At 60.9% G+C, this 24,833-nt stretch carries 26 protein-coding genes and 1 riboswitch; of the genes, 14 read left to right on the top strand and 12 right to left on the bottom strand.

From position 1 onward, the window contains the following. Positions 1 to 81 precede the first annotated feature (81 nt). On the bottom strand, positions 82 to 870 hold the full coding sequence (locus tag E4T63_RS16385; RefSeq protein ID WP_135296025.1) for an SDR family NAD(P)-dependent oxidoreductase: 789 nt from the start codon (positions 868 to 870) through the stop codon (positions 82 to 84). A 39-nt stretch (positions 871 to 909) separates the two neighbouring features. After that, complete coding sequence (locus E4T63_RS16380) at positions 910 to 2,010, bottom strand: alkene reductase (protein WP_135296024.1); 1,101 nt, start codon at positions 2,008 to 2,010, stop codon at positions 910 to 912. Positions 2,011 to 2,115: 105 nt separating this feature from the next. On the opposite strand from E4T63_RS16380, the gene E4T63_RS16375 reads away from it, so the two are divergent. Further along, positions 2,116 to 2,742 (top strand): TetR/AcrR family transcriptional regulator, encoded by a 627-nt coding sequence (locus E4T63_RS16375; protein WP_135296023.1) that lies wholly within the window; start codon positions 2,116 to 2,118, stop codon positions 2,740 to 2,742. 113 nt (positions 2,743 to 2,855) lie between these two features. Here E4T63_RS16375 and E4T63_RS16370 read toward each other — a convergent pair whose 3' ends face one another. The 5 genes from E4T63_RS16370 to E4T63_RS16350 form a co-directional block, all read right to left on the bottom strand. Continuing rightward, entirely contained in the window at positions 2,856 to 3,242 is a 387-nt protein-coding gene (locus tag E4T63_RS16370) for a cupin domain-containing protein (protein ID WP_098964329.1), read from the bottom strand. A gap of 44 nt (positions 3,243 to 3,286) precedes the next feature. Continuing rightward, positions 3,287 to 4,138 (bottom strand): AraC family transcriptional regulator, encoded by an 852-nt coding sequence (locus E4T63_RS16365; RefSeq protein WP_135296022.1) that lies wholly within the window; start codon positions 4,136 to 4,138, stop codon positions 3,287 to 3,289. A 66-nt stretch (positions 4,139 to 4,204) separates the two neighbouring features. Continuing rightward, positions 4,205 to 4,573: a hypothetical protein gene (locus tag E4T63_RS16360; RefSeq protein WP_135296021.1), complete on the bottom strand. Its 369-nt coding sequence runs from the start codon at positions 4,571 to 4,573 to the stop codon at positions 4,205 to 4,207. Positions 4,574 to 4,803: 230 nt separating this feature from the next. Continuing rightward, complete coding sequence (gene yghU / locus E4T63_RS16355) at positions 4,804 to 5,643, bottom strand: glutathione-dependent disulfide-bond oxidoreductase (RefSeq protein ID WP_135296020.1); 840 nt, start codon at positions 5,641 to 5,643, stop codon at positions 4,804 to 4,806. A 73-nt stretch (positions 5,644 to 5,716) separates the two neighbouring features. Beyond that, positions 5,717 to 6,337, bottom strand: coding sequence for a LysE family translocator (locus E4T63_RS16350; RefSeq protein WP_135296019.1), 621 nt, complete (start codon positions 6,335 to 6,337; stop codon positions 5,717 to 5,719). 176 nt (positions 6,338 to 6,513) lie between these two features. On the opposite strand from E4T63_RS16350, the gene E4T63_RS16345 reads away from it, so the two are divergent. Continuing rightward, positions 6,514 to 7,407 carry a LysR substrate-binding domain-containing protein gene (locus tag E4T63_RS16345; protein WP_135296018.1) on the top strand — a complete coding sequence of 298 codons (894 nt, stop codon included), beginning with the start codon at positions 6,514 to 6,516 and terminating at the stop codon, positions 7,405 to 7,407. Positions 7,408 to 7,428: 21 nt separating this feature from the next. On the opposite strand, the gene E4T63_RS16340 is transcribed toward E4T63_RS16345, so the two are convergent. Further along, a complete protein-coding gene (locus E4T63_RS16340) occupies positions 7,429 to 8,358 on the bottom strand; it encodes a LysR family transcriptional regulator (RefSeq protein ID WP_135296017.1) in 930 nt (309 codons plus the stop codon). Positions 8,359 to 8,484: 126 nt separating this feature from the next. Between E4T63_RS16340 and E4T63_RS16335 the strand changes: the two genes are divergently transcribed. The 3 genes from E4T63_RS16335 (at position 8,485) to E4T63_RS16325 (ending at position 12,331) form a co-directional block, all read left to right on the top strand. Beyond that, complete coding sequence (locus E4T63_RS16335; protein ID WP_134786637.1) at positions 8,485 to 8,760, top strand: DUF2798 domain-containing protein; 276 nt, start codon at positions 8,485 to 8,487, stop codon at positions 8,758 to 8,760. Between the two features lie 199 nt (positions 8,761 to 8,959). Beyond that, positions 8,960 to 10,747: a thiamine pyrophosphate-requiring protein gene (locus E4T63_RS16330; protein WP_135296016.1), complete on the top strand. Its 1,788-nt coding sequence runs from the start codon at positions 8,960 to 8,962 to the stop codon at positions 10,745 to 10,747. A gap of 870 nt (positions 10,748 to 11,617) precedes the next feature. Continuing rightward, entirely contained in the window at positions 11,618 to 12,331 is a 714-nt protein-coding gene (locus tag E4T63_RS16325; protein WP_098964320.1) for a DUF72 domain-containing protein, read from the top strand. Position 12,332: 1 nt separating this feature from the next. On the opposite strand, the gene mntP is transcribed toward E4T63_RS16325, so the two are convergent. The 3 genes from mntP to E4T63_RS16310 all read right to left on the bottom strand — a co-directional run bounded on the left by mntP (position 12,333) and on the right by E4T63_RS16310 (position 15,322). After that, positions 12,333 to 12,896 (bottom strand): manganese efflux pump MntP, encoded by a 564-nt coding sequence (mntP, locus tag E4T63_RS16320; protein ID WP_045122500.1) that lies wholly within the window; start codon positions 12,894 to 12,896, stop codon positions 12,333 to 12,335. An 8-nt stretch (positions 12,897 to 12,904) separates the two neighbouring features. Then, a riboswitch (yybP-ykoY riboswitch) is annotated at positions 12,905 to 13,076 on the bottom strand. Between the two features lie 210 nt (positions 13,077 to 13,286). Next, positions 13,287 to 14,663 carry an ATP-binding protein gene (locus tag E4T63_RS16315; RefSeq protein ID WP_098964319.1) on the bottom strand — a complete coding sequence of 459 codons (1,377 nt, stop codon included), beginning with the start codon at positions 14,661 to 14,663 and terminating at the stop codon, positions 13,287 to 13,289. Next, positions 14,660 to 15,322 carry a response regulator gene (locus E4T63_RS16310; RefSeq protein WP_098964318.1) on the bottom strand — a complete coding sequence of 221 codons (663 nt, stop codon included), beginning with the start codon at positions 15,320 to 15,322 and terminating at the stop codon, positions 14,660 to 14,662. The genes E4T63_RS16315 and E4T63_RS16310 overlap by 4 nt, the downstream gene beginning before the upstream one ends. Before the next feature lie 170 nt (positions 15,323 to 15,492). Here E4T63_RS16310 and E4T63_RS16305 point away from each other — a divergent pair, with 170 nt between their 5' ends. The 5 genes from E4T63_RS16305 to E4T63_RS16285 are packed head-to-tail and all read left to right on the top strand — an operon-like array spanning position 15,493 to position 20,312. Beyond that, on the top strand, positions 15,493 to 15,759 hold the full coding sequence (locus E4T63_RS16305; RefSeq protein WP_007960465.1) for a PepSY domain-containing protein: 267 nt from the start codon (positions 15,493 to 15,495) through the stop codon (positions 15,757 to 15,759). Further along, entirely contained in the window at positions 15,759 to 16,304 is a 546-nt protein-coding gene (locus E4T63_RS16300; RefSeq protein WP_098964317.1) for a cytochrome b/b6 domain-containing protein, read from the top strand. Before E4T63_RS16305 ends, E4T63_RS16300 begins: the two co-directional genes overlap by 1 nt. 51 nt (positions 16,305 to 16,355) lie before the next feature. Next, positions 16,356 to 17,651, top strand: a complete 1,296-nt coding sequence (locus tag E4T63_RS16295; RefSeq protein WP_135296015.1) for a sialidase family protein — start codon at positions 16,356 to 16,358, stop codon at positions 17,649 to 17,651. Next, a complete protein-coding gene (locus E4T63_RS16290; RefSeq protein WP_135296014.1) occupies positions 17,651 to 18,262 on the top strand; it encodes a hypothetical protein in 612 nt (203 codons plus the stop codon). The genes E4T63_RS16295 and E4T63_RS16290 overlap by 1 nt, the downstream gene beginning before the upstream one ends. Before the next feature lie 22 nt (positions 18,263 to 18,284). Next, positions 18,285 to 20,312: an LTA synthase family protein gene (locus tag E4T63_RS16285; protein WP_135296013.1), complete on the top strand. Its 2,028-nt coding sequence runs from the start codon at positions 18,285 to 18,287 to the stop codon at positions 20,310 to 20,312. A 30-nt stretch (positions 20,313 to 20,342) separates the two neighbouring features. Here the strand turns inward: E4T63_RS16285 and E4T63_RS16280 are convergent, their stop codons facing one another. Next, positions 20,343 to 21,161, bottom strand: a complete 819-nt coding sequence (locus E4T63_RS16280; RefSeq protein ID WP_135296012.1) for an alpha/beta fold hydrolase — start codon at positions 21,159 to 21,161, stop codon at positions 20,343 to 20,345. Positions 21,162 to 21,349: 188 nt separating this feature from the next. On the opposite strand from E4T63_RS16280, the gene E4T63_RS16275 reads away from it, so the two are divergent. The 4 genes from E4T63_RS16275 (at position 21,350) to E4T63_RS16260 (ending at position 24,818) form a co-directional block, all read left to right on the top strand. Continuing rightward, positions 21,350 to 21,799 carry a winged helix-turn-helix transcriptional regulator gene (locus E4T63_RS16275; RefSeq protein ID WP_135296011.1) on the top strand — a complete coding sequence of 150 codons (450 nt, stop codon included), beginning with the start codon at positions 21,350 to 21,352 and terminating at the stop codon, positions 21,797 to 21,799. A gap of 125 nt (positions 21,800 to 21,924) precedes the next feature. Continuing rightward, on the top strand, positions 21,925 to 22,452 hold the full coding sequence (locus E4T63_RS16270; RefSeq protein WP_432431697.1) for a hypothetical protein: 528 nt from the start codon (positions 21,925 to 21,927) through the stop codon (positions 22,450 to 22,452). A 48-nt stretch (positions 22,453 to 22,500) separates the two neighbouring features. Further along, the gene (locus E4T63_RS16265) at positions 22,501 to 22,911 is read left to right on the top strand and encodes a hypothetical protein (RefSeq protein ID WP_098964310.1); all 411 of its coding nucleotides are present in this window, start codon (positions 22,501 to 22,503) and stop codon (positions 22,909 to 22,911) included. Positions 22,912 to 23,111: 200 nt separating this feature from the next. Beyond that, entirely contained in the window at positions 23,112 to 24,818 is a 1,707-nt protein-coding gene (locus E4T63_RS16260) for a ShlB/FhaC/HecB family hemolysin secretion/activation protein (RefSeq protein ID WP_135296009.1), read from the top strand. Positions 24,819 to 24,833 lie beyond the last annotated feature (15 nt).

Raw genomic sequence — 24,833 nt, 5'->3', positions numbered from 1 at the left:
TCTGCTCCGGATCGCGGGCCGGATTCGATGCAGTGACTTGCGCCTGCATCGAATCCGCCGCGCGTGTTCGCTACCAGACAATCACTGTGGGTCGAGGTAGCGCTGGGCAACCGCAGACTGACGGATTTGCCCGATCAGGCCCTGACGTGCGCCTTGCAGATCATCCCAGCGTTGCGCTTGGTGCAGCGGCGGGATGGTCACCGGTTCGCGGCGATCGAAACCGACCAGAGCGGCATCCACCAGATCGCCCACTTCCATGATGTCACTCAAGGTGTTGATGTCGATGCCGGAGCGATCCCAGATCTCCGTACGGGTGGCGGCGGGGAGTACGGCTTGCACGTAGACGCCCTGAGGTGACAGTTCCAGGCTCAGTCCCTGGGACAGGAACAGGACGAAGGCCTTGGTCGCACCGTAGACGGTCATGCCGAACTCCGGTGCCAGACCCACCACCGAACCGATGTTGATGATCGCGCCGTCACCGGCCTTGACCAGACGTGGAGCGATGGCGCTGGCCAGGCGCACCAGTGCGGTGGTGTTGAGGGCGACCAGTTGCGCAACGCTGTCGGTGCTTTGGTCGATGAAGTTACCGGAGAGGGCGGCGCCGGCGTTATTGACGAGGATGCCGATACGGGCGTCCTCGCGCAGGCGGTTTTCAACGGTGCTCAGATCAGCGAGTTGGGTCAGGTCCGCCGGGATCACATCGACGGTGACATCGTGTTCGCCGCGCAAACGGGCTGCAAGTGCGTCCAGGCGTGCCTGGTCGCGGGCGACCAGTACCAGATCGTGGCCGCGTTGCGCGAAGCGCTCGGCGTAGACCGCGCCAATGCCGGTGGAGGCGCCAGTGATCAGAACAGTAGGGCGAGTGCTCATGGGGGATCTCTCTTTCAGGATGTGAGAAACAGAACGCGCTCAGTTGGCGCTGACGCTTGATTCAGCCAGCGTCGGGTAGTCGATGTAGCCCGCCGCACCGCCGCCATAGAGGGTGGCGGGATCGAACGCGGACAACGGCGCGCCCTGCTTGAGGCGCTCCACCAGATCCGGATTGCCAATGAACGGGCGACCGAAGGCGATCAGGTCGGCCTGGTCATCGGCGAGCTTCGAGGTCGCCAGGTCCAGGTCATAGCCGTTGTTGGCGATGTAGGTGTTTTTGAAGCGCTGGCGCAGTGCGCCGAAGTCGAAGGGCGCCACGTCGCGCGGGCCACCGGTCGCGCCTTCGACCACGTGCAGATAAACCACGCCGAGGGCATCGAGTTGCTCGGCGACGTAATCGAATTGCGCCTGCGGATCGCTGCTGGAGACGCCGTTGGCCGGCGACACCGGAGACAGGCGCACACCGGTGCGATTGGCGCCGATTTCATCAACGACGGCCGCCGTCACTTCAAGCAACAGACGCGCCCGGTTTTCAATCGAGCCGCCATACGCATCGGTACGCAGATTGGCGCTGTCCCTGAGGAATTGATCGAGCAAATAGCCGTTCGCGCCATGAATTTCCACGCCATCGAACCCGGCGGTAATCGCGTTTGCCGCAGCCTGGCGAAAACCGTTGACGATGCCCGGCAGTTCGCTGGTCTCCAGCGCGCGCGGCGCCGAGACATCTTCAAAGCGATTGTTGACGAAGACTTTGGTGGCGGCGCGTAGCGCAGAAGGGGCCACGGGGGCGGCGCCGTTTTCTTGCAGATCAACGTGCGACACGCGGCCGACATGCCACAGTTGCAGAAAGATTTTTCCGCCCTTGGCATGGACTGCATCGGTCACCTGGCGCCAGCCGTCGATCTGCGCCGGCGTGTAGATTCCCGGGGTGTCCTGATAGCCCTGACCTTGTCGGGAAATCTGCGTGGCTTCACTGATCAGCAAGCCTGCGCTGGCGCGTTGGCTGTAATAGGTGGCCGCGAACTCGCTGGGTACAAAGCCTGCGCCTGCACGGTTGCGAGTCAGCGGTGCGAGGACCACGCGGTTCGACAGCGTCAGGTCGCCAAGTGTGTAAGGGGTGAACAGAGTCTGGTTGCTCATCTGGTATTTCTTCCGTGCCCGTTGGTGGAGATCGGTGTGCGTGCAATTAGGATGATGATCGAAATCTAAACTGTCAACGGTTTTGATTATGACCAGCATCTATGTATGATTGGCACAATCATTCCCAATGAACACGAGGTACTGCACGTGCGAGTGACCAAGGCCCAGGCGCAGGCCAATCGAGAACACATCGTCGAGACCGCTTCCGAGCTGTTCCGTGAGCGTGGCTTTGACGGCGTCGGTGTGGCGGATCTCATGGCGGCTGCCGGTTTCACCCACGGTGGTTTTTACAAGCATTTCGGCTCCAAGGCCGACCTGATGGCTGAAGCCGCGTCCTGCAGTCTTGCCAAGTCGCTGGCAGGTGCCGAAGCGCTCGACGTGCCAGGCTTCATCGATGTCTATGTGACGAGAGAACATCGCGATGGACGTGGCAGCGGTTGCACCATGGCCGCGCTGTGTGGCGACGCGGCGCGTCAATCGGATGAGGTGAAAACGACGTTTGCCGAAGGGATCGAGCGCACCCTGCAGACCCTCGGAGACAAATATCCAACCGGGCCGGACGCCGTGGTGGGCGAGGGGAGAAAGAAAATGATCGACCTGCTGTCGCGGGCTGTCGGCGCGATTGTGCTGTCGCGCGCCTGTCCGGATGATTCCGCGCTGGCTGACGAGATCCTTGAGGTGTGCCGCGCTGAAATGCTGGCTTCGTTGCCGGTTGACGAAGAGGTGGTCTGAGGCGGTGCTCGCTCAGTAAACCCAGTATAAAATCGCCCGTCGATCAGCGGCCAACCAACGGCCCGCCACTCAAAAAAGGCGCCGTCAAATCGCAGATTGACGGCGCTTCCTGCTCAGATCCAGACGTCGTTGTCAGCCGTGCGCTCGCCACCTTCGTGCCCGGTGTTACGCACACCCCGAGGCTCGATCATCATCAGGCGCGCTTCTCCTTCCGCTGCCGTCCGATGTTCGATCCCGCACGGCACGACGTACAGCTCACCCGGTTCGACGTATACGCGGCCATGGGGCAGGTCGATCCGCAGCGTGCCCTCGATCACAATAAAGGCCTCATCGGTTTCCGGGTGGGAGTGCCAGATGAATTCACCTTCGATGCGAACCACTTTGAACTGGTAGTCATTCATTTCGGCGACCACACGGGGGCTCCACTGCTGATCGATCAGCGCGGATTTCTGCGCCAGATTGATGGCGTGCAGTGCTGGTACTTTGCTGGTATGTGGCATGACAAATCCTCTATCAGATAGAAGTCGTCAGCCTAGCGAAGGCGCTATTGGCGATGCTTGTACGATCCTGCAAGTTGCCTTTGCCCCAGGACGCGTTCCAGCCAACGCGACGGAGATACCCCATAAGTGCGGGTGAAGTGCCGGGTCATATGACTTTGGTCGTGAAAACCCGCAGCCAGTGCGGCATCCACCAGCGAGAATCGGTCAAGCAGCAACGTGCGCAATATATCCAGGCGACGCAGGGTCACGAAGCGATAGGGGCTGGTGCCAAACAGCACTCTGAAGTCCCGAGAGAGGCTCCATCTTTCACGGCCGCTGGCGCGCTCCAGCATTTCCAGCGTAATGCTCTGGTGCAGGTGAGCCATGATGAATTCCCTTGCGCGCTCGGCTGCCGGGTAATCGAGCAGTTTGCGCCCGCGAGGTTTGCCGGCCACGGTGCGCAGGGCCATTGCCAGATCAAACAGGGCGTCCTGTTCTTCCAGCGGATCAAGTGAGTAATCCATCGCCTGGACGAACGCTTCGCTGGCGCGATACAGGCGTGGGTCGCTGGACAGACCGCCGGCGATGAAGGGTAGCGGTTCACCCTTCAACACCTGCTGAATCAAAGCCGGATCGATATAGGCCATTCGATAGCGAAACCCCGCTTCGGTCCCGGCCATGCCATCGTGCAGTTCATCAGGATGCAGGAGCAAGGTATTTCCCGGTAAGCCGTGGCGCAGGCTGCCCTTGTAGTGAAAGCTTTGCACGCCAGAGAGTGTGCGACCGATCGAGTAAGTATCGTGCCGATGTGGGTGGTAGCCATGGCCGCCAAACCGGGCTTCGATACGTTCTATCCGCCCCGGTTGAGTGCTGCGCACTACCCAATCGGAATCTGGATCTGGTCTGGGCTGTTCCATGGTTTCACTGTCTCTGAGAGAAGCCTGCTGCGAGCGATGATAGCCAACCTGATCGAAAGCAGGGTGTCACCGTTGCCCTCGCGTATTTTGCGCCAGACGCTCACGCCAGTTGCCACCGTGATTACGCTGGCACGCCTCCTCGGAGTCGAAACGCACGTTGCGCTCTGAAGGGGACAGGTCGATATCGGCTTCCCTCAGCGCAGTGGCCGTCAGTTCGAAGAGGCGTGCCTTGGCGTCAGTCAGGGCGAGGTTTTTGTCGGCTTCGGTGTCGAACACCCAAGTGACATTCAGGGTCGCCGCCAACGCGTTCAGGTCAGCGGTGTGGGTCAGCCAGGTGAAGCCCTGGATTTCAGCTTTTGCGGTTTCACACGCGTTGGTGAGCGTGGCAATCAAGCGCCGCTCGACTTGCGCCAGTTCTCGTTTTCCAGGGGGCATTGCAGATCCTTTGACGACAGTGGTGGTGTGGTCTCAATGTAATTGCTGAGGTTCACAAATCCTCATGTCCAACCCGAATTCCCTGAGGGAGCGAGCTTACTCGCGAAAGCGGTAGGTCTGTTATGTCAGTGTTGACTGACTTGGCGCCTTCGCGAGCAAGCTCGCTCCCACAAAGGTTGCTGTGAACCGGGATGCCCCTGTCCAGCACAAATCTTTGTGGGAATGTGGCGTCAGTCCAGATCGCTGGCCTGATGTCGCTCCGCAACCTGGCTCGCCTCGTCACCCCAGGTGCGATTGACCCGCTGGCCACGAATCACCGCAGGGCGTTGGGCGATGTCCTCTGCCCAGCGCTGCACGTGGGTGTATTCGTGGGCCGCTAGAAATTCGGCGGCCGCATACACGTTGTTGCGCACCAGTTGGCCGTACCACGGCCAGACCGCGATGTCGGCGATGGTGTAGCTGTCGCCGGCCAGGTAGCGGCTTTCCTTGAGGCGTCGGTCGAGCACGTCGAGCTGACGCTTGGCCTCCATGGTGAAGCGGTTGATCGGGTATTCGAGCTTCTCCGGCGCATACGCGTAGAAGTGCCCGAAACCGCCGCCCAGATAAGGTGCGGCGCCCATCTGCCAGAACAGCCAGTTCAGGGTTTCCGTGCGGCCGGCGGGATCTTTCGGCAGGAAGGCGCCGAATTTCTCTGCCAGATACAGCAGGATCGAACCGGATTCGAATACCCGAATCGGCGGCTGTACGCTGTGGTCGAGCAGCGCCGGAATCTTCGAGTTCGGATTGATCTCGACAAAACCGCTGGAGAACTGATCGCCCTCGTTGATGCGGATCAGCCACGCGTCGTACTCGGCCTCGGTGTGCCCCAGTGCGAGCAATTCTTCCAGCAGGATGGTCACCTTGACGCCATTGGGCGTCGCCAGTGAATACAACTGCAGCGGGTGTTTGCCCACGGGCAGGGTCTTTTCATGCGTCGGCCCGGCAATCGGGCGGTTGATGCTGGCGAAATGGCCGCCGGACGGGGCTTCGTGTTTCCAGACTTTGGGCGGTACGTAGGGCGCTTTACTCATGAAATGGGCCTCATGGTGAACTTGCCGAGAATGACCTGACGGGTATCAGACCAGACAGCATAAACGCTCTAGCTCAAGACTGCGCAACCCCCGGAATGATCAAACACGCCGCCAGACCCATCAACGCGATCCCGATGAGCTTGTCGAGGAGCCGCTGTTTTTCCAGCAGGCGCCGGCGTAACCGTTCTGTGGAGAAAAACAGCGCGACCAGGCTGAACCACAGCCAATGAATGACCGACATGAACAGGCCATAGGCGAAGTTCAACGTCAGCGAACTGCCTGGCTCCACCACCTGACTGTACGCCGCTACCACGAACAACATGGTTTTCGGATTCAGTGCATTGGTCAGAAAACCTGAGCAGTACACCTTCCAGGCACGGGGTGCCGAAGCGCTCGCATCGGCAAATGTCAGAACAGATTTATTGGTAAAGGACTTGATGCCCAGATAGACCAGGTAGCCGGCACCCAGCAGCTTCATCATCCAGAACAACATTGGTGACTGAGTGATGATCAGCGCCACCCCGAACACCGTGTAGAACACATGAACCTGCACGCCACAGGCGATGCCCAGCGCAGCCAGCAAACCACTGCGCCGCCCGTAGGCATAACTGTTGCGAGTGACCATGGCAAAGTCCGGGCCGGGGCTGATCACCGCCAGAACAGTGATGGCGATTACCAGAAACAATTCATTCATCCATACGCTCCATCGCGTTATTTGCGCTACTTGAATTCACAGATACAGCGCCTGCAGCATCGCCGCCAACAGCGTGGATGGAATTAACAGGCCCTGAGCGGCGACATGATGGAGAAGTGTCTTTGGCAAAAAAAACGATTTATAGTCGCGAAAATCTGTGAGAAATCATCGTCTATATGAACCTGCCTCCGCTGGCTGCCTTTCGCTTCTTCAACACCGCCGCCCAGACCCAGAGTTTCGTCAAGGCCGCCGAGCTGCTGCACGTCACCCACGGCGCGGTCAGCCGCCAGGTGCGCTTGCTGGAGGAGGCGATCGGGGTCGAGTTGTTCGAGCGGCGTAACCGCGCGATTTTTCTCAATCACGCGGGACGCTTGCTGTTCAACGTCACCGCGCCGATGTTCGAGCAATTGCAGAACACGGTTTATCGCCTGCAGCGTGAAGTCCACGACGATGTGCTGGTGGTGTCCTGCGAGCCAACCATCGCCATGAAGTGGTTGATCCCGCGCTTGCCTGACTTCCACAGCGCACACCCACAGTTGCAGGTGCAATTGCTGACGGCTGGCGGGCCGATCGACTTCGCTCGTTCAGGCGTGGATCTGGCGATCCGCCGCGATGATTTCCATTGGGACGAGACCGTGCACGCCGTGACTGTTTGTGAAGAGTGGATCGGCCCGGTCTGCGTGCCGTCCAGTCGTTCTGACGGCGATCATTTGCGCGGCGCCTGCCTGCTGCACAGCAAGACCCGCCCGCAGGCGTGGGACAACTGGGTGCGACTGGTTGGCATGAATGCGTCGGGTGTCAGTCGGGTCGATTACGAGCATTTCTACCTGTGCATTCAGGCCGCGCTGGCCGGGCTGGGCGTCGGTATGGCGTCGTTTCTGATGGTGCAAGACGAACTCAAGTCCGGCCAGTTGATCGCGCCGTTCGGCTTCGTTCGCGACGGTTCGAGTTATTGCCTGCTGTCACCGCGACCCTTCGAACAGAGTGCCAATGCCATGCTTTTTCGCGAGTGGATTACCCAGCAGATGAGTGCGTGCAGCCAATGGCTCGGGGGTGATCTGCAGCCTTGAAAGTGCAAGAGCTGCTGTGGATCAACCAGCTTGCACTGGCCAGCGCCTATTCAAGTGCTCCGTCAAATAATCCATGAAGGCTCTGACCTTCGGCGTCATCGCTGCTCGTTCCTGCACGCATGCATAGATGTCCATCGGTTCGACATGCCCGTGGGTATCACCCGGAAGATCTTCGAACAGTTGCACCAGTTGACCGCTCTCGAGATAGGGCGCAGCGACGAATTCGGCCAGGCGCGTGACACCTGCGCCGTTGACTGCCATTTGCGCCAGCGCGTCGATGTCGTCGCTGATGGCGGTGGCGTTGATCGGGGCGTCGTAGCGTTGGCCGTCGCGGATGAGGCCCCAGCGCAGAAAGCGTCCATCCAGTGGATAGCGAAACGCGAGGCAGGCGTGATGCTGCAGGTCTTGCGGTGTTTGCGGTACGCCGGCGCGCGCAAGGTAGGCGGGAGCGGCGCAGAAGACGAAGGGCAGGGACACGATCCGGCGCGCGACGATGCCGTCTTCCAGTTGCGGCTTGATCCGCAGGCTCAGGTCGATGCCGTCCTGGATGTGATTGATCTTGCCGTTGGTGGTCGACAGCTCGACCAGCAGGCGCGGATGCAGCGCGGCGAAACTGGCGAGTAACGGCGCCAGGACGTGGCGGCCGAACGCGCTGGTGGAGGCGATGCTCAAACGCCCTTGCAGTTCGCTTTCATCGCCGACGATCGCACTTTGCGCCGACTCCAGATCAGCCGCGATGCGTCGGACCTTTTCGTAATACAGCGCACCATTTTCGGTGAGGGCCATGCTGCGGGTGGTGCGTTGCAGCAGGCGAACGCCGAGGTGCGTTTCCAGGCGATTGAGGGTCTGGCTGACCGCGGCCGCACTGACGCCCAGGGTCTTGGCGGCGCCGACGATGGAGCCTGCTTCGACCACTTTGATAAAACTGGCAATCGCCGCCAACAGATTCATCCGTGTCCCGCCGCGTGGGTTTGATTCGTAAGTTCTGCTTTATAAAGTACCTGTGGCGGGCCGTCTAGTTGAGGGCAGGGGGCTTTGCTAAGGTGCCGGCTCCCTGTCAATGGATGGAAAAGCCATATGAATCAAAGAACCACTACCGATGCCTTGTATCTCGGTCGACGCAAGCTTTCTGCACGGGCGACGCCGTATGTGTTTGCGTTGTATATGGCGACGATCATGGCGTTCCTGATGTCGCTGGTGATCACTGCGGCCAACTCCGGGATTGATAACGACTACCTGAGTAATGCGCTGCACGCCTACAAGCTGGCGATGCCGGTGGCTTTCCTTTGCATCCTCGTGGTGCGGCCGATCGTGATCAAACTGGTGGCGATGACGGTGCACCCGCATCGTTGATGAGCCCCGATCTTTTGATCTTCAAAAACAACAGCAAAAGATCGCAGCCTGCGGCAGCTCCTGCAGGGATCGGCTCGGCAACGCCGTCGGGTAAAAACAATCGAAACTTCGCGCGCTCCCAAGCTGTCCAGACCCATGTACCGCCCGGCGGATATCTCGCTGGGCAGGCTTCATGCATCGGTGACAGGCGAGGAACGAGATGACGACGACAGTGGGAGATTTTCTGGTTGAGCGGCTCAGCCAATGGGGTGTCACGCGGATTTTTGGTTATCCGGGGGATGGCATCAATGGTGTGTTCGGTGCGCTCGCCCGAGCCAATGGCAAGATCGAATTCGTTCAGGCGCGGCACGAAGAAATGGCCGCGTTCATGGCATCGGCCCACGCCAAGTTCACGGGCGAGTTGGGCGTGTGCATTGCCACTTCGGGACCGGGTGCTTCGCATCTGATCACCGGCTTATACGACGCACGCATGGATCATCAACCGGTGCTGGCGATTGTCGGCCAGCAGGCTCGGACGGCGCTCGGCAGTCATTACCAGCAGGAGCTGGATCTGGTCTCGATGTTCAAGGATGTGGCCGGGGCGTTTGTGCAGCAGGCGTCGGCGCCGTCGCAGGTGCGGCATTTGCTCGATCGCGCCGTGCGTACGGCGGTTGGCGAGCGGCGGGTGACGGCGATCATCCTGCCCAATGATTTGCAGGATCTTGAGTATGAGCCACCGGCGCGGGCACACGGCACCGCGCATTCCGGCGTCGGTTATACCAAGCCGAAAGTGCTGCCCTATGAGGCGGATCTGCAGCGCGCCGCCGACGTTTTGAACAGCGGTGAAAAGGTTGCGATTCTGGTGGGCGCCGGCGCGTTGCAGGCGACGGATGAAGTGATCGCCATTGCGGAAAAGCTCGGTGCCGGGGTTGCCAAGGCGTTGCTTGGCAAGGCCGCGCTGCCGGACGATTTGCCGTGGGTCACCGGCAGCATCGGCCTGCTGGGCACCGAACCGAGCTACAAGATGATGCACGAGTGCGACACCTTGCTGATGATCGGCTCGGGTTTCCCCTATGCCGAGTTCCTGCCCAAGGAAGGTCAGGCGCGTGGCGTGCAGATCGATCTGCAGCCAGACATGCTCAGCCTGCGTTATCCGATGGAGGTCAATCTGGTCGGCGACTCCGCCGAAACCCTTGCTGCACTGCTGCCGTTGCTCGAACAGAAAACTTCGCACAAATGGCGCAGGAAAATTGAAGGCTGGCGCAGTACCTGGGAGAAGACCCTGGAAAAACGCGCGATGTCCAAAGCCGATCCGATCAATCCGCAGCGGGTGGTGTATGAGCTGTCACCGCGCCTGCCGGATCAGGCGATCATCACCAGCGACTCGGGTTCCTGTGCCAACTGGTACGCCCGTGACCTGAAAATTCGTCGCGGCATGCAATGTTCGTTGTCCGGTGGCCTGGCCTCGATGGGCGCTGCCGTGCCGTACGCGATCGCCGCCAAGTTCGCCCATCCCGAGCGCGCGGTGATTGCGCTGGTGGGTGACGGCGCGATGCAGATGAACAACATGGCCGAGCTGATCACCGTCGCCAAATACTGGCGCCAGTGGGACAGCCCGAAGTGGATCTGTGCGGTGTTCAACAACGAGGACCTGAATCAGGTCACCTGGGAGCAGCGGGTGATGGAGGGCGATCCGAAGTTCGAAGCCTCGCAAAGCATTCCCGACGTGCCGTATCACCTGTTCGCCATTTCCATCGGCCTGAAAGGAATTTTCGTCGACCGCGAAGAAGACGTCGCCGCCGCCTGGGAGCAGGCACTGGCCTCGGACGTACCGGTGCTGATCGAGTTCAAGACCGACCCCAACGTGCCGCCATTGCCGCCGCACATCAAGCTCGAACAGGCGAAGAAATTTGCCACGACCTTGCTCAAACGCGACCCGGACGAGGCGGGCGTGATCGTGCAAGCCGCCAAGCAGGTGCTGGCCAGCGTCCTGCCCGGCAAAAAATAATCGTGTAGGCGCTTCGTCGCGCTCCAAATCTGTGAGCGCCGCTGAACCCTGTGGGAGCGGGCTTGCTCGCGAAAGCGTTGTGTCAGGCACAGCGTTTGTGGATGTATCGACGCCTTCGCTGGCAAGCCAGCTCCCACAGGTATTTCGTCGTGCTCCAAATCTGTGAGCGCCGCAGAACCCTGTGGGAGCGGGCTTGCTCGCGAAGGCGTTGTGTCAGGCACAGCGTTTGTGGATGTATCGACGCCTTCGCTGGCAAGCCAGCTCCCACAGGTATTTCGTTGTGCTCCAAATCTGTGAGCGCCGCAGAACCCTGTGGGAGCGAGCTTGCTCGCGAAAGCGTTGTGTCAGGCACAGCGTTTGTGGATGTATCGACACCTTCGCTGGCAAGCCAGCTCCCACAGGTATTTCGTCGCGCTCCAAATCTGTGAGCGCCGCAGAACCCTGTGGGAGCGGGCTTGCTCGCGAAAGCGGTGTGTCAGGCACAGCGATTGTGGATGTGTCGACGCCTTCGCTGGCAAGCCAGCTCCCACAGGTATTTCGTCGCGCTCCAAATCTGTGAGCGCCGCTGAACCCTGTGGGAGCGAGCTTGCTCGCGAAAGCGTTGTGTCAGGCACAGCGTTTGTGGATGTATCGACGCCTTCGCTGGCAAGCCAGCTCCCACAGGTATTTCGTCGCGCTCCAAATCTGTGAGCGCCGCTGAACCCTGTGGGAGCGAGCTTGCTCGCGAAAGCGTTGTGTTAGGCACAGCGATTGTGGATGTATCGACGCCTTCGCTGGCAAGCCGGCTCCCACAGGTATTCCGTTGTGCCTGAAATCTGTGAACGAGACCGTGGAGATTTTCATGCGTGAAGCGGCGAAGGGGCTTTTTTGATGTTCATCGGTTGCGCAGGCTGGAGTCTGGGGCGTGAGTATTGGCCGCAGTTTCCGGCCGAGGGCACGCATCTGCAGCGTTATGCCGCGCGGTTCGACTGCGTGGAAATCAACAGCTCGTTCTATCGCCCGCATCGGCGTCAGACCTATGCGCGCTGGGCGGATTCGGTGCCGCCGGGTTTTCGTTTTTCGGTGAAGGTGCCAAAGCAGATTACTCATGAGTTGCGTCTGCAAAACTGTGAGCAAGCGCTGGATGAGTTTCTCGGGCAGTGCGAAGGCCTGGCCGATAGGCTGGGGTGTTTGCTGGTGCAACTGCCGCCGTCGCTGGCCTTTGAGCCGGCACGCGCAGAGGCGTTTTTCGTGGCGTTGTGCCAACGCTTCGCCGGTGACGTGGTGCTTGAGCCACGGCATGAGTCGTGGGTGGTGGCGGCGCCGATGTTGCAGGCGTATCGGATTTCCCAGGTCGTGGTCGATCCGTCGCGGATCAGTACCGACGGTTCGGCGCAGGGCTGGGCGGGTGTGCGCTATTGGCGACTGCATGGCGCGCCACGGATTTATCACAGTGCTTATGAGCTGCCTTATCTGCAGCAGCTTGCGCAGAATATGCAGCTCTGCGCTGCTGAAGGCGCCAGCGTCTGGTGCATCTTCGACAACACCGCCAGTGGCGCCGCGTTGGGCAACGCGATGACACTGGCGGCGCTTGTCCAGACCTGACTCAGGCCGACAAGTGCTCGTACAGAATGGTCGCGCCGACGATCATCAGCACCACGCCACCGACGATTTCCGCACGCTTGCCGACGACCGCACCGAGCACCCGACCAAGCATCACGCCAATGGTCACCATGGTCATGGTCGCCACGCCGATGGCCGCTGCCGCCACCCAGATATTCACGTCGACAAACGCCAGGCCGACGCCGACTGCGAGGGCGTCAATGCTGGTGGCGAACGCGGTAACCGCGAGAATCAGGAACGAATGCTGGCCGGGTTTTTCTTCTTCCTCGTCTTCGTGTTTCAGGCCGTTGTAGATCATGTGCAGACCGAGAATCAGCAGCAGGGTGAAGGCGATCCAGTGGTCCCATTCGGCGACCCAGCGGGTGGCAGCCTGGCCGATCAGCCAGCCGATGATCGGGGTGATGGCCTCGATCACGCCGAAGATCAGACCGGTGCGCAGCGCTTCGGTCAGACGTGGTTTGTGCAGGCTGGAGCCTTTGCCGATGGCTGCGGCGAACGCGTCCGTGGACATGGCCAGAGCGAGAAATATGAGGGAAACAGGATTCACGGGGGCACACTTCCAGTCGGGCTATGAGTCAACGACACAACCACACGCCCGACTTCAGGCATGGATGTGTCGTCGGTCTCACCAACCAAAAGGTGTTCGTACCACGGCAGGTTGCCGAGAATGTTGATACGAACGCTTCCGAGGGACTCGGAAACAGGCTACTCCCCAACGAGGCTGCGGATCTTATGGGGGCAAACATGAAAATTTTGTCAAAAGCATTGAGGCGATCGATCAACACCAGACTCTGTGGCGAGGGAACTTGTCGAATCGTCGCACCGTCCCGCCGGGTCGCGCAGCGGCCCTTTCTTTGCCGAACAGCAGAAGGCCTGCTGCGCAGTCCAGCGGGAGCAAGCTCCCTCGCCACAATGCTTGTGCAGGGTTCGGGCGATGTTATTGACTCGAGAGCTCATTGATCCGCAACTCCGCACACAACCCGCCCTGCGGTCGGTTGTACAGCTGCAACGTGCTGCCGATCTTGCTGACGATCATCTGCACGATCGCCAACCCCAGTCCGGCGCCATTGCCGTGGCCGTGGCTGTAGAAACGCTCGAACAGCCGCGCGTATTCCTGCTCGTTGATCCCGGGCCCGCTGTCCTCGACGCTGATGTACACCGCGCCGCCCGCCTGCGGTTGCACCTGAACCCGTACCTCGCTGCCCGGCGGGGCGAAGTTCAGGGCGTTGGTCACCAGGTTCTGCAAGGCGATGGCGAGGGCCACCGGGTCGGTGTCGACCGGGCAGTGGTGGTCGCTGTCGAGGATCAGTTCGACGTCTTTTTCCAGGGCCAGCGGTGCCAGTTCGGCGAGCTCTTCGCGCACCAGTTCGGTCAGTTCCACGCTGCGGGTTTCGGGATTGGCCAGGTGCGGTTCGATGCGCGCCATGGTCAACAATTGACTGGCGATACGCGTCGCCCGATCCACCGCGCTGAGCAGATATTCCAGCGCCTCTTCGCGTTGTTGCGGGTTCGCCGCCAGTTGCGCGTTTTGCGCGTGGATCCGCAGGATCGCCAGCGGCGTGCGCAACTCGTGCGCGGCGTCGGCAATGAAGCGCCGCTCACGCGCCAGCAGATTGTCGATCTGCTGCAACAGGCGATTGAGCGCGGTCTGCATTGGTTCCAGATCGTGGGGCAGGGGGCTGAGGTGCAGCGGTTTCAGGGTTTCGGTGTCACGGCCGCGAATGCTCTGCGCCATGGCGCGCAACGGTTGCAGGCCCCAGCCGATGGTCAGCCAGATCAACGCAGCCAGTAGCGGTACGCCAATCAGGCTCGGCCAGACGGTGTGGCCGACGATGCGCTCGATCAGATCCTGGCGGATGTCGTCGCGCTCGCCGACCCAGATCAGCAGCCCTTGTTGCGAATCCTTGAGCAGGAACGCACACCAGTCGTGGCCGTTCTCCATCAGGTCATGGGAGCCGAGGGTGGTGGGCGGTGCGGCAAGCTCCGGCGCTTCGGCCGAGCGCACCAGCAACTGCCCGTCGCTGCGCCATACCTGAAAGGTCAGACGGGTTTCGTAAGGGTGCGCGGCCTCGCCGTCGCCGACCCGGCTCATGGCTTCATCGAAGGCCTGATAGAGCCGGCTCCAGTCGTTGTCGCCGGGCGCGCGCTGGGCCAGCACGCCTTGCAACAGGCGTGCGCTTTGTGCCAGTTGGGCATCATAGACCTCTTCGATTTCATGGTGACTGTCGCGCAGCACCAGCCAACTGATCAGCAGGTCGCCGATCAATACCAGAATCAGCACCGGCACCAGAATCCGCGCGCGTATGGAAATCATGGTTTGAGCTCCACCACATAGCCGACACCGCGCACGGTGCGGATCAAATCGCTCGAGAGTTTTTTGCGCAGGTTGTGGATCAGCACTTCGAGGGTGTTGCTCTCGACCCGATCCTGCCAGCCATACAGCGCTCGCGATAGGCGTTCGCGGGTGACGACCTTGCCGGGGCGGGCCATCAGTTGATGCAGCAGTTGATATTCCATCGGCGTCACCACCACGTCGGTGCCGTGCCAGGTGACCTGCTGCGTGACCGGATCCAGACACACTCCCGCATGCTCGAGCACCGGTTGCGCCCGGCCCTGGCTGCGGCGCAGCAACGCGCGAATCCGCGCTTTCAGTTCATCGACATCGAACGGTTTGATCAGGTAGTCGTCGGCGCCGGCATCCAGTCCGGCAATGCGTTCGGCAGTGCCGTCGCGGGCGGTGAGGATCAGCACCGGCAAGTCCTGTTGTTCACCACGCAAGCGTTGCAACAGCGCGAGGCCGTCGAGCCGTGGCAGGCCGAGGTCGAGCAGCAGCAAGTCGAAGCTCTCACTGCGCAGGGCGTGCAGGGCGCTGACCCCATCCTGCAACCAGTCGAGGGTGTAGCCTTCGCTGCCGAGGGCAACGCGAATGCCTTGACCGAGGGCGCGATCATCTTCGACCAGCAGTAGGCGCATAACGGATTCTCTTGAGGAAACACGGCGGTTGACCGGCGGCATCATGCCGCTGTGCAGCCAGCTGTGGCAGCTGACCCGACGGGAAAGATGTAACGACTCGTTGCCAACTAAGCTTCGACTAAGGTTGCTTTTGCACAGTGAGGCCTTCCTCATCGAGCGAGAGTGTTTCCATGCGCAAACTTCTGCTGTTGTCCCTCATCGTTGCCAGTCCGTTGGCCGTCGCCGGCCCGCAATGCACCACCGCCGAACGCTCGCAATGGCAAGACCAGAAAGCCTTTCAGGAGCAGCTCAAGGCTCAGGGCTACGAGATCAGCAAGTTCAAGGTCACCGACGGCAACTGCTACGAGATCTACGGTTTCGACAAGGACAAGCGCAAGGTCGAGATCTACCACGACCCGGTCAGCGGCAAAGCGGTGAAAACCGAGATCAAGGGCTGATGCCGAGCACGTCCGTGCGCCTGTGGGACCCCGTGGTGCGGCTGTTTCATCTGTCCATCGCGGGCGTCTTTGTCGCCAATTACTTCTTCAATGAAGCCGGAGACGACTGGCATGTCTGGCTCGGCTATTACGCCATGGGCTGGCTGCTGGTGCGGCTGGTGTGGGGCTTTGTCGGGCCGCGCAGTGCGCGTTGGGCGGATTTCTGGCCGACGCCGACGCGGCTGATCGCCCATGCGCGCTCGTTGATTGCCGGTCGGCCCGAGCATCGTCTTGGGCATTCGCCGATGGGGGCGCTGGTGATGCTGTTGATGTTGCTGGCGATGTTCATCGCCGGTTTGAGCGGCTGGGCCATGGAAGAGGTCGATGCCTTGTGGGGCGCCGACTGGCCGTTGCAGGTGCACGAAACCGCTACCGACATCTTGCTGGTGCTGGTCTGCCTGCACATCGCCGCCGCGCTGTTCGAAAGTTTTCTGCTGCGCGACAACTTGCCGTTGTCGATGCTCACCGGACGCCGACGGCGCTTGCCGGACGATCCGCCGCGCTGACAGGGATGTTTTGCCAATTGCCCTCCATCCTGTTTTTGCCGTGAGTCCACTATGCGTGCGCTTCCCGATCGCTTGAAACTTATCCTCGGCGGACTGGCCGTGAGCCTGGTTTTCTTTGGTGCCTGGCGCAGTCATCCGGCTCATGTGCTGGCGCCATTTGCCGTGGCCGCGCCGCCCGTCGATGCTTCGCTGCAGGCACCGGAGCCGCTGTACAGCAGTCGCTTCGTCTCCTCGCAACTGAATGATTTCGTGCACTCGTCGTCGGTGACCGCGCTGCCGGGCGGCGACCTGATGGCGGTGTGGTTCGCCGGTTCCCGCGAAGGCGCCGCCGACGTGCAGATCCGTACCGCCCGCTATGACGCCGACAGCGCGGAGTGGGGCGCCGAGCAGGTGTTGGCCACCCGCGAATCGACCCGCGACGGCACCCGCCGCTACATCCGCAAACTGGGCAATCCGGTGATCGCCCTCGCGCCGGATCAACGGTTGTGGATGTTTTATGTCTCGGTATCCGTGGGCGGCTGGGCCACCAGTGCGATCAACGTGATGGTCTCGGATGATGTCGGGCGCAACTGGTCGGCGCCGCGACAGCTGATCACTTCACCGTTTTTCAACATCAGTACGCTGGTGCGCGCCGCGCCGGTGTTCCATGCCGACGGCTCGATCGGTTTGCCGGTGTATCACGAGTTCATGGGCAAATTCGCCGAGTACCTGTACCTGAGCGCAGACGGCGCGGTGATCGATAAATTCCGCATCAGCCGTGGCAAACATTCGTTGCAGCCGACCATTGTGCCGCTGGACGGAAAACGTGCCGTGGCCATGCTGCGTTATGCCGGCGACACGCATCATCGAGTGCTGGCCAGCCGCACCGAGGACGCCGGGCAGACGTGGAGCGAGCCGTATCCGCTGGAACCGGCCAACCCCAATTCATCGCTCGCGGCAGTCGGCACCGGCGACAACGGTCTGCTGGTGGCGCTCAATGATCTGCAGGACGGGCGCTTCAAGCTCAGCCTCTATGGCACCGATGCCAATCTGAACCACTGGCGCAACGTGATCGAACTCGATCAGTCGCCCGATCCGCTCGGCCAGCCGTTCGCCCCCGAAGCCTACAAGGCGATCATCGGCGAAGGCTTTCGCGCTTCCAGTGGTGCCCGGCGCTTGCCGCTGGAGCAACGCTTTCTGAGCAATCTGGATTACCGGGTGTGCAAGCCGCAGGGCTGTGATTTCGAGTACGAGTATCCGTACTTCAGTCGCGGCAGCGATGGCCTCTATCACCTGGTGTATTCGTGGAATAACACCTTCATCAAACATGTCAGCTTCAATGAAGCGTGGCTCGAGGAGCGCCTGTGATGCTGTTGCTCTGGCAAGCCCATTTGACATTCATCCTGCTGGGTTTTGTCCTGCTCGGCTCGTTGCAATGCACGCGACGCTGGCGCCCGTGGCTGTTGCCGCTGCTGGCGCTGGTCAGCTTCGTGCCAATCAACGAACTGCCTTTGGCGGCGTACGTGCGTAGCTTCACCGATGATCTGGCGATCACCACGCTGGTGTTGCTCGGCTGGGCCAGTCTGGTCCGACTGGGCGTGGTCGAGCGGCAGACATTGCCGGCACGGGTGCAGGTGCTGGTGCTGTTTACCGTGCTGGCCGCGCTGCTGTACCCGGCGACGATGGGCCTGACGTATTTCGATCCGTACCGTTGGGGCTTCAACCCACGGCCGATGATCGTCTGTATCGGCCTGCTGGCACTGGCGCTGTTGTGGCTGCGCAATACGCTGGCAGTGTCGATGCTTGCGCTGGGCACGCTGGCGTTCGCCTTGCGTCTCAAGGCCTCGGAAAACTATTGGGATTACCTGATCGATCCGCTGCTGCTGGGTTACTGCCTGATCGCCGCTGCAGCGCTGTGCATCCGTGAGGTCTGGCGTCTGCTGCGAGCCGCACCGGCCGGCGCGACATCTTCTATTTGAACCAACGACACTGAGGTCAATGATGGGCTGGTTGCAATCGCGACGCCTGCGCTATGGCGTGGGCGCGGCAGGTTTGGCGTTTTTGTTGTTTGCCGTGCTCCGGCTGGTGTTCGTGCTGGGGTTTTCCGGGATCGCGCCCAGCGAGTTCGTCGACAACCCGGCGCTGCGCGAAACCCTCGGTATCGGTTTGCGCTTCGACCTGCGCCTCGCCGTGTTGCTGATCCTGCCATTGGCGCTGCTGGCCTGGGTGCCGCGCTGGAACCTCACGCGGTTGCCGTGGTTGCGCTGGGTCGCGCGGATTTACTGGCTGCTGGCGCTCGGCGTTATCGGCCTGCTGTACATCATCGATTTCGGTCATTACGCCTATCTTGGCGTGCGGATCAACGCCACGGTGCTGCGTTATCTGGAGGATGCGCAGATTTCGCAGCAGATGGTCTGGGAAACCTACCCGGTGCTGTGGATTGCCCTCGGCTGGCTGGCGGTGCTGGGCGTCTGGTTCTACGGACTTTTGCAGCTGGAACGGCTGACGCTGGCCCGTGAACCCAAGGTTATCCGGCGTCCGTCGCTGGCATTCGGCACCGGGCTGGGCGTGGTCGTGGTGCTGCTGGCGCTGCTCGGTCGGGTCGACAATCTCAACCTGGAAAACCCGGTGCCGCTGCGCTGGAGCGATGCGTTCTTTTCCGGTAACGCGCAGATCGCCGCAGTCGGTCTGAACCCGGTGCTGTTCCTGTACGACACGCTGAAAACCGGGCAGGCGCAATTCGATGAGGCGCAGGTGCGCGAGCACTATCCGTTGATTGCCCGCTATCTGGGCGTGGATCGACCGGACCCGCAGAGCCTGACGTTCGAGCGGCAGCAAGGCGTGCAACCGTATCGGCTGCCGGGCACGCCGAACGTGATGTTCATCATGCTCGAATCGCTGGGCACCAGCGCCGTCGGCGCCTACGGCAATCCGTTGAACCCGACGCCAAACCTCGATCAATTGGCGGCCCAAAGCTGGTTCTTCAAACACTTCTATGTGCCAGTCACCGGCACTGCGAAAACCGTGTGGGCGAGCATCACCGGTGTTCCCGACGTGACGCGCCGCGAGACCGCAACGCGCCATCCGCTGATCACCCGCCAGCACACGCTGATCAACGCGTTCACCGATTACCAGAAGCTCTACATGATCGGCGGTAACGCCGGCTGGGCCAACATCAATGCGCTGATCCAACAGAGCATCGACGGCGTGCGCCTGTATCAGGAAAGTGACTGGCGTTCGCCGCTGGTGGACGTGTGGGGCATTTCCGATCTGGATCTGTTCAAGGAGAGCGACCGCATCCTGCGCGACTTGCCGAAGGACCGACCGTTCTTCGCCTACGTGCAAACCTCGGGCAACCATCGGCCATTCACCATCCCCAAGGACAACGACGGTTTCGAGGTCAGCAACCTGTCGCTGGAGCAGGTGCAGGCCGCCGGTTCGCGCAGCGTCGAGCAGTACAACGCGGTGCGCCTGCTGGATTTCAATATCGGCAAACTAATGGAATTGGCCAAGGCTGGCGGCTATTACGACAACACGATTTTTGTGTTCTTCGGCGACCACAACACGCGTATCAGCCAGATCCCGCACATGCCGCCGGCGTTCGAGCAACTGGGGTTGGAAAGCAATCATGTGCCGATGCTGATTCACGCCCCGGGCATGCTTGCGCCGAAGGTCATCGAGGAGGCGGTGGGGCTGACGGATCTGCTGCCGACGGTGGCCGGGATGGCCGGCGTGCCGTTCCGCAATGGCGCAATGGGCCGCGATGTCCAGCAACCGGCGCCGGAAGGTGAGCGCGTAGTGCCGCTGGTGCTGCGCGAGGGGACGTTCCCGTTGATTGGCGGGGTGACCAAGAATTTCCTCCTGCAGATGCAACATGACGGCAGCTCACCGACCCTGCATGACCTGGCGTCGAAGACCCCGCTGGATAACGTCGCCGGGCAAAACCCCGAGGAATTCCAGCGCCTTTTGGAGTTGACGCGGGGCCTGCACGAAAGCGCACGTTTGATGCTGTACCGCAACGTGCGCTGACCGGATGGGTGCCTGGTCAGCGCAGCGTTTTTAGCGGTTGAGGAACGCCAGCAGGTCTTCATTCAGCGCTTCGGTGTGCGTTACGGCAAAACCGTGGGGCGCGCCGGCGTAGACTTTCAGTTCGGCGCCTTTGATCAGGGCGGCGGCTTGCTTGCCGGTGGTTTCGAACGGCACGATCTGATCGCCGTCGCCGTGGATCACCAAGGTTGGTACGTCGATCTTCGCCATGTCCGGACGGAAGTCGGTTTGCGAGAATGCGGTGACGCAATCCACGGTGCCTTTCAGCGAGGCGAGCAGGGCGACGTTCAGGGTTTGCGTGAGCACGCCGTCGGAGACTTTCTGGCCCTGATTGGTGCCGTAGAACGGCGCGGCGAAATCAGCGATGAATTGCGCGCGATCCTTGAGCAGACCGGCCTTGATCCCGTCGAACACCGAGGTGTCGACGCCCTGCGGGTAGTCGGCCTTCTTGCCGAACAGCGGCGTCACCGCACCGAGCAGTACCAGCCCGGCAACGCGCTCGCTGCCGTGGCGGGCGATGTAACGGCTGACGTCGCCGCCACCCATGGAGAAGCCCACCAGCGTGACATCGCGCAGGTCGAGGTGGTTGATCAGTTGCGCGATGTCATCGGCAAAGGTGTCGTAGTCGTAGCCGGTCCACGGTTGATCGGAGCGCCCGAAACCACGGCGGTCGAAGGCAATCGTGCGGTAGCCGCGACTGCTCAGGTATTCCATCTGGTATTCCCACATGTCGGCATCCAGCGGCCAGCCATGGCTGAACAACACGGGTTTGCCGCTGCCCCAGTCCTTGAAATAGATCTGTGTGCCGTCATCGGTAGTGAATGTGCTCATGGGAACTCCTTGCTGTGGGCGATCGTTCGGAAGGCCGGATGCCGCAATGGCCGCCCATCACTATCGGCGCAAATCGCGGCTGTCACTTGTACGCAAGTGCTCAATTGCCATGGCGGGTGGCGTGGTTCTTTTCCAGCGCCACAGTTGTAAGATGCAACCACACGCTGGATTTGATGGAGAAACACCCTGTGAAGCGCAAAAGCCTGCACGGCAACGCCTGCCCGGTCGCCCGTACGCTGGATTTGATCGGTGACTGGTGGTCGCTGCTGATCATCCGCGATGCGCTGGAGGGCATCCGCCGCTTCAGTGATTTTCAGAAGAATCTGGACATCGCCAAGAACATGCTCAGCGCCCGGCTCAAGGCCTTGGTCGAGCAGGGGATCCTGCAAACGGTGCCGGCCGCCGATGGCGGTGCCTATAAGGAATACGTGCTGACCGAACGCGGCAAGGCCTTGCAGACGGTGATCGTTGCGCTGTCGCAGTGGGGCGGGGAGCACCTGTATGCGCCGGGTGAGCCGGGTTCGGTGATGGTTGATGCAAAGGATCGTCAGCCAATTCGCAAACTGCAATTGATGTCGGCTGATGGCCGCTTGCTTGCACCGCACGAGGTGGCGACGGAGACAGGCGTTGAACACTGACAGGCGAGCGCAACATAGGTTTGACGTCAAAATGATGGCCATCTAATATCGCGGCGTTGTTTTGATGTCATTCCCCGTCCTGCTTGCTCAATAGAGATTTCCGCGTGAATAAACGTGTGCTCGTTATGTTGACCCTGCTGCTCGCGCTGCCAGGCTGCCATTCCAATGTGCGTAACTCTTCCCCCAGTCTGCTGAAAGACGGCATCCAGTTGCATCAGGACCAAGTGGTGGTGGACGCCCAGCACGCCAAGGTCATCATGAAATCATCTGGGGGCACCTATCCGGTGGAGTTTTCCATTCGCCGCGCCGATGATCCCGACCGCCGCATGGAAGTGCTCGGCACCGTTGTGGATTCCGGTCGTGGCAAGGTGTTCGGCTGGATCGCCAAACTCAACGAAGTGGCCAACAGCGCGACGGTCAAACGCTTTCCGCAACTGGAAGCACAGGCCGATGCCGGCAAGCCGTTTGAGGTCTCGGGGTATTCGAGCAGCCGGGTGACCGCCGGCATTTATACCTGTGGGCCGCTGAAAAACACCTTCACTCCGCAGCAGGGCAAGGTGTACCAGGTGGAATTCCAGTTCTCCGGTGATCTCTGCGAGCAGCACGTCTACGACGTTACCCAACCCCGGCAGCGCATTCCTGTAGCAGGTTGACCTTGCATACGCGATGCATCGAATTCAGTTGAAGTAAGGAAATACCAAGTGAAACGCAATCTCTGCCTGGCGCTCATCGTCCTGGCTGCAACACTGGGTGGCTGTGCCGCCAACAAACCGGGCAACGATCCATCCCTGATCGGTTCATGGAAAGGTGTGCGGTCGGAAAACGGCAAGTGCCAGTTCCTGTCCTGGAAAAACAACTTCAAGCCTGACGGCACCTTCAACATTACTTTCTTCCGGGATGCTCAGCAGACCCAGCCGATCCAGACTGAACACGGTATCTGGAAGGCGGCCAATGGCAAGAACGAGTTGCGCACCGCCGGCGTGCCCCTGCCTGATACCTACACTTACACGCTGATCGATGCCGACACGGTGCATTACGTCAGTGTGGCGAAGGACCCTTCGGGCGATTGCCAGGAAGACTACGAGTTCACCGAGCACCGTATTCGCGGTTGAGTCGGTCTGCGCAAGAAAGGGGTGCATCCATTCTGGCCAATGGATGCGCCCCTTTTTTCATGGCTTAGCAGCTCCTGCTTCCTTTGTTCATTCCTTGATACAAACCCGACAAAAGGTTGAAACGATTGTTTGACGTCAAAATGATGGCCATCTAATATCGCGCCACTATTTTGATGTCATTCCGTATCGAGGGATCGAACATGTACCCACCCGCCCTCGCGGCGAGGTTGTGCGCAGCTTTGCTGTGCCTGTCTCCACTTCAGATTGCCTTCGCTGCACCCACTCCCGGTGAAACCGACCTGATCCGCGATCGCCAGAATCGCTTGCTCGAAGAGCAGCAGCGGCGTCTTGAAGAACTCAAGGACTTGCCCGGCAAAGATGCCAAGCCTGCGCAACCGGCAGCGCCCACCGACACCCGCTGTTTCCCGATCAAGGACATCGAGCTCAAGGGCGCCGACAGTCTGTCCGACAGCGACAAAACCCGCTTGCTCAAGCCCTACATCGACCAGTGCCTCGGTGTACCGCAGCTCAACGAGCTGCTGAAAGTCATCACCGACCATTACATCGAGAAAGGCTTGGTCACCAGCCGCGCCTACCTGCCGCAGCAGGATCTGTCTGGCGGGCATCTGAAAGTGCTGGTGGTCGAAGGCAAGCTCGAAGGCATGAAAGGCGCCGAGAACAGCAAGCTTTCGGAGCGTGAACTGGCGATGGCGTTTCCCGGCAAGTCCGGCGAACTGGTCAACCTGCGCGAGATCGAGCAGATGGTCGATCAGCTCAATCGCCTGCCGTCCAATCAGGCCAAGATGGAGCTGGCGCCGGGCAAGAACGTCGGCGGCAGTGAGGTGCTGGTCACCAATACGCCGCAGAAGCCATGGCGTGCCGGACTGTCGCGCAGCAACGACGGCCAACGCAGCACCGGTGAACAGCAGTGGGGCACCACTTTCGATTGGGACAGCCCGCTGGGCCTGGCCGATCAGTTGAGCCTGCGCGGCGGTCACGACGCAGTGACCGATCACCAGCACACCTCCAGCAACGCCATGCTCAATTACAACCTGCCGTGGGGCTGGTGGAACTTCAGCTACACCTACAGCCAGAGCGACTACCGCTCGCAGATCGCCGCCAACGGCTACAACTTCAAGCAGACCGGCGACAGCGAAAACCATCAACTGCGCGCCGAGCGGGTGATCCATCGCGACTCGGTGAGCAAGACTTCGCTCAGCGCCGGGCTGTCCTACCTGCGCACCAACAACTACATCGAAGACAGCAAGCTCAAGCTGAGCAGCAACCGCATCAGCGAAGCGCAGTTCGGCTTCAACCACGGTCGCCGCATCGGCAGCGCCTTCGTCAACTTCGACGCCGGCATGCAGGAAGGCATCGGCGCGTTCGACGCGCAGGGCAGCCACGATCCGGGCCCCGGCGAGCCCGACGCACGCTACCGCAAATACACCGCGACCCTGAGCTACCTGCAACCGTTCAAAGTGTGGGGCGAATCCTTCACCTTCAGTAGCCTGATGACTGGCCAGCGCAGCGAAGACGTGCTGTTCAGTTCACAACGCACCAGCCTCGGCGGGCTGTCGTCGATCCGTGGCTACAAGGATCAGTCGCTGTCCGGCGACAGCGGCGGCTACTGGCGCAACGATCTGCGCTGGAGCCGACCGGTCACGGCCGAATGGCTGCGCCCGGTGTTCGCTGAATACGGCACCAGCCTCGGTTACGACCAGGGCGTGATTCGTGGCGATCGTTACAACGGTGATCAGCACGGACGCATGTCGAGCAACTCGCTGGAACTGTTCGCCCGTGGTCAACACGTGGCTGCCAGCGTGACCTTTGCGCATTCCCTCGAGCGCCCGGACGTGCTGACCGAGCGCGAAGCGCCGATCTATTTCCGCCTCGACTTTTTCATCTAATTCAAATTCTTCGAG

It is taken from the genome of Pseudomonas fluorescens, assembly GCF_004683905.1.
Taxonomy (GTDB): domain Bacteria; phylum Pseudomonadota; class Gammaproteobacteria; order Pseudomonadales; family Pseudomonadaceae; genus Aquipseudomonas; species Aquipseudomonas putida_A.
The sequence above is the reverse complement of the archived record's forward strand: the minus strand, read 5'-3'. Positions and strand labels throughout refer to the sequence as shown.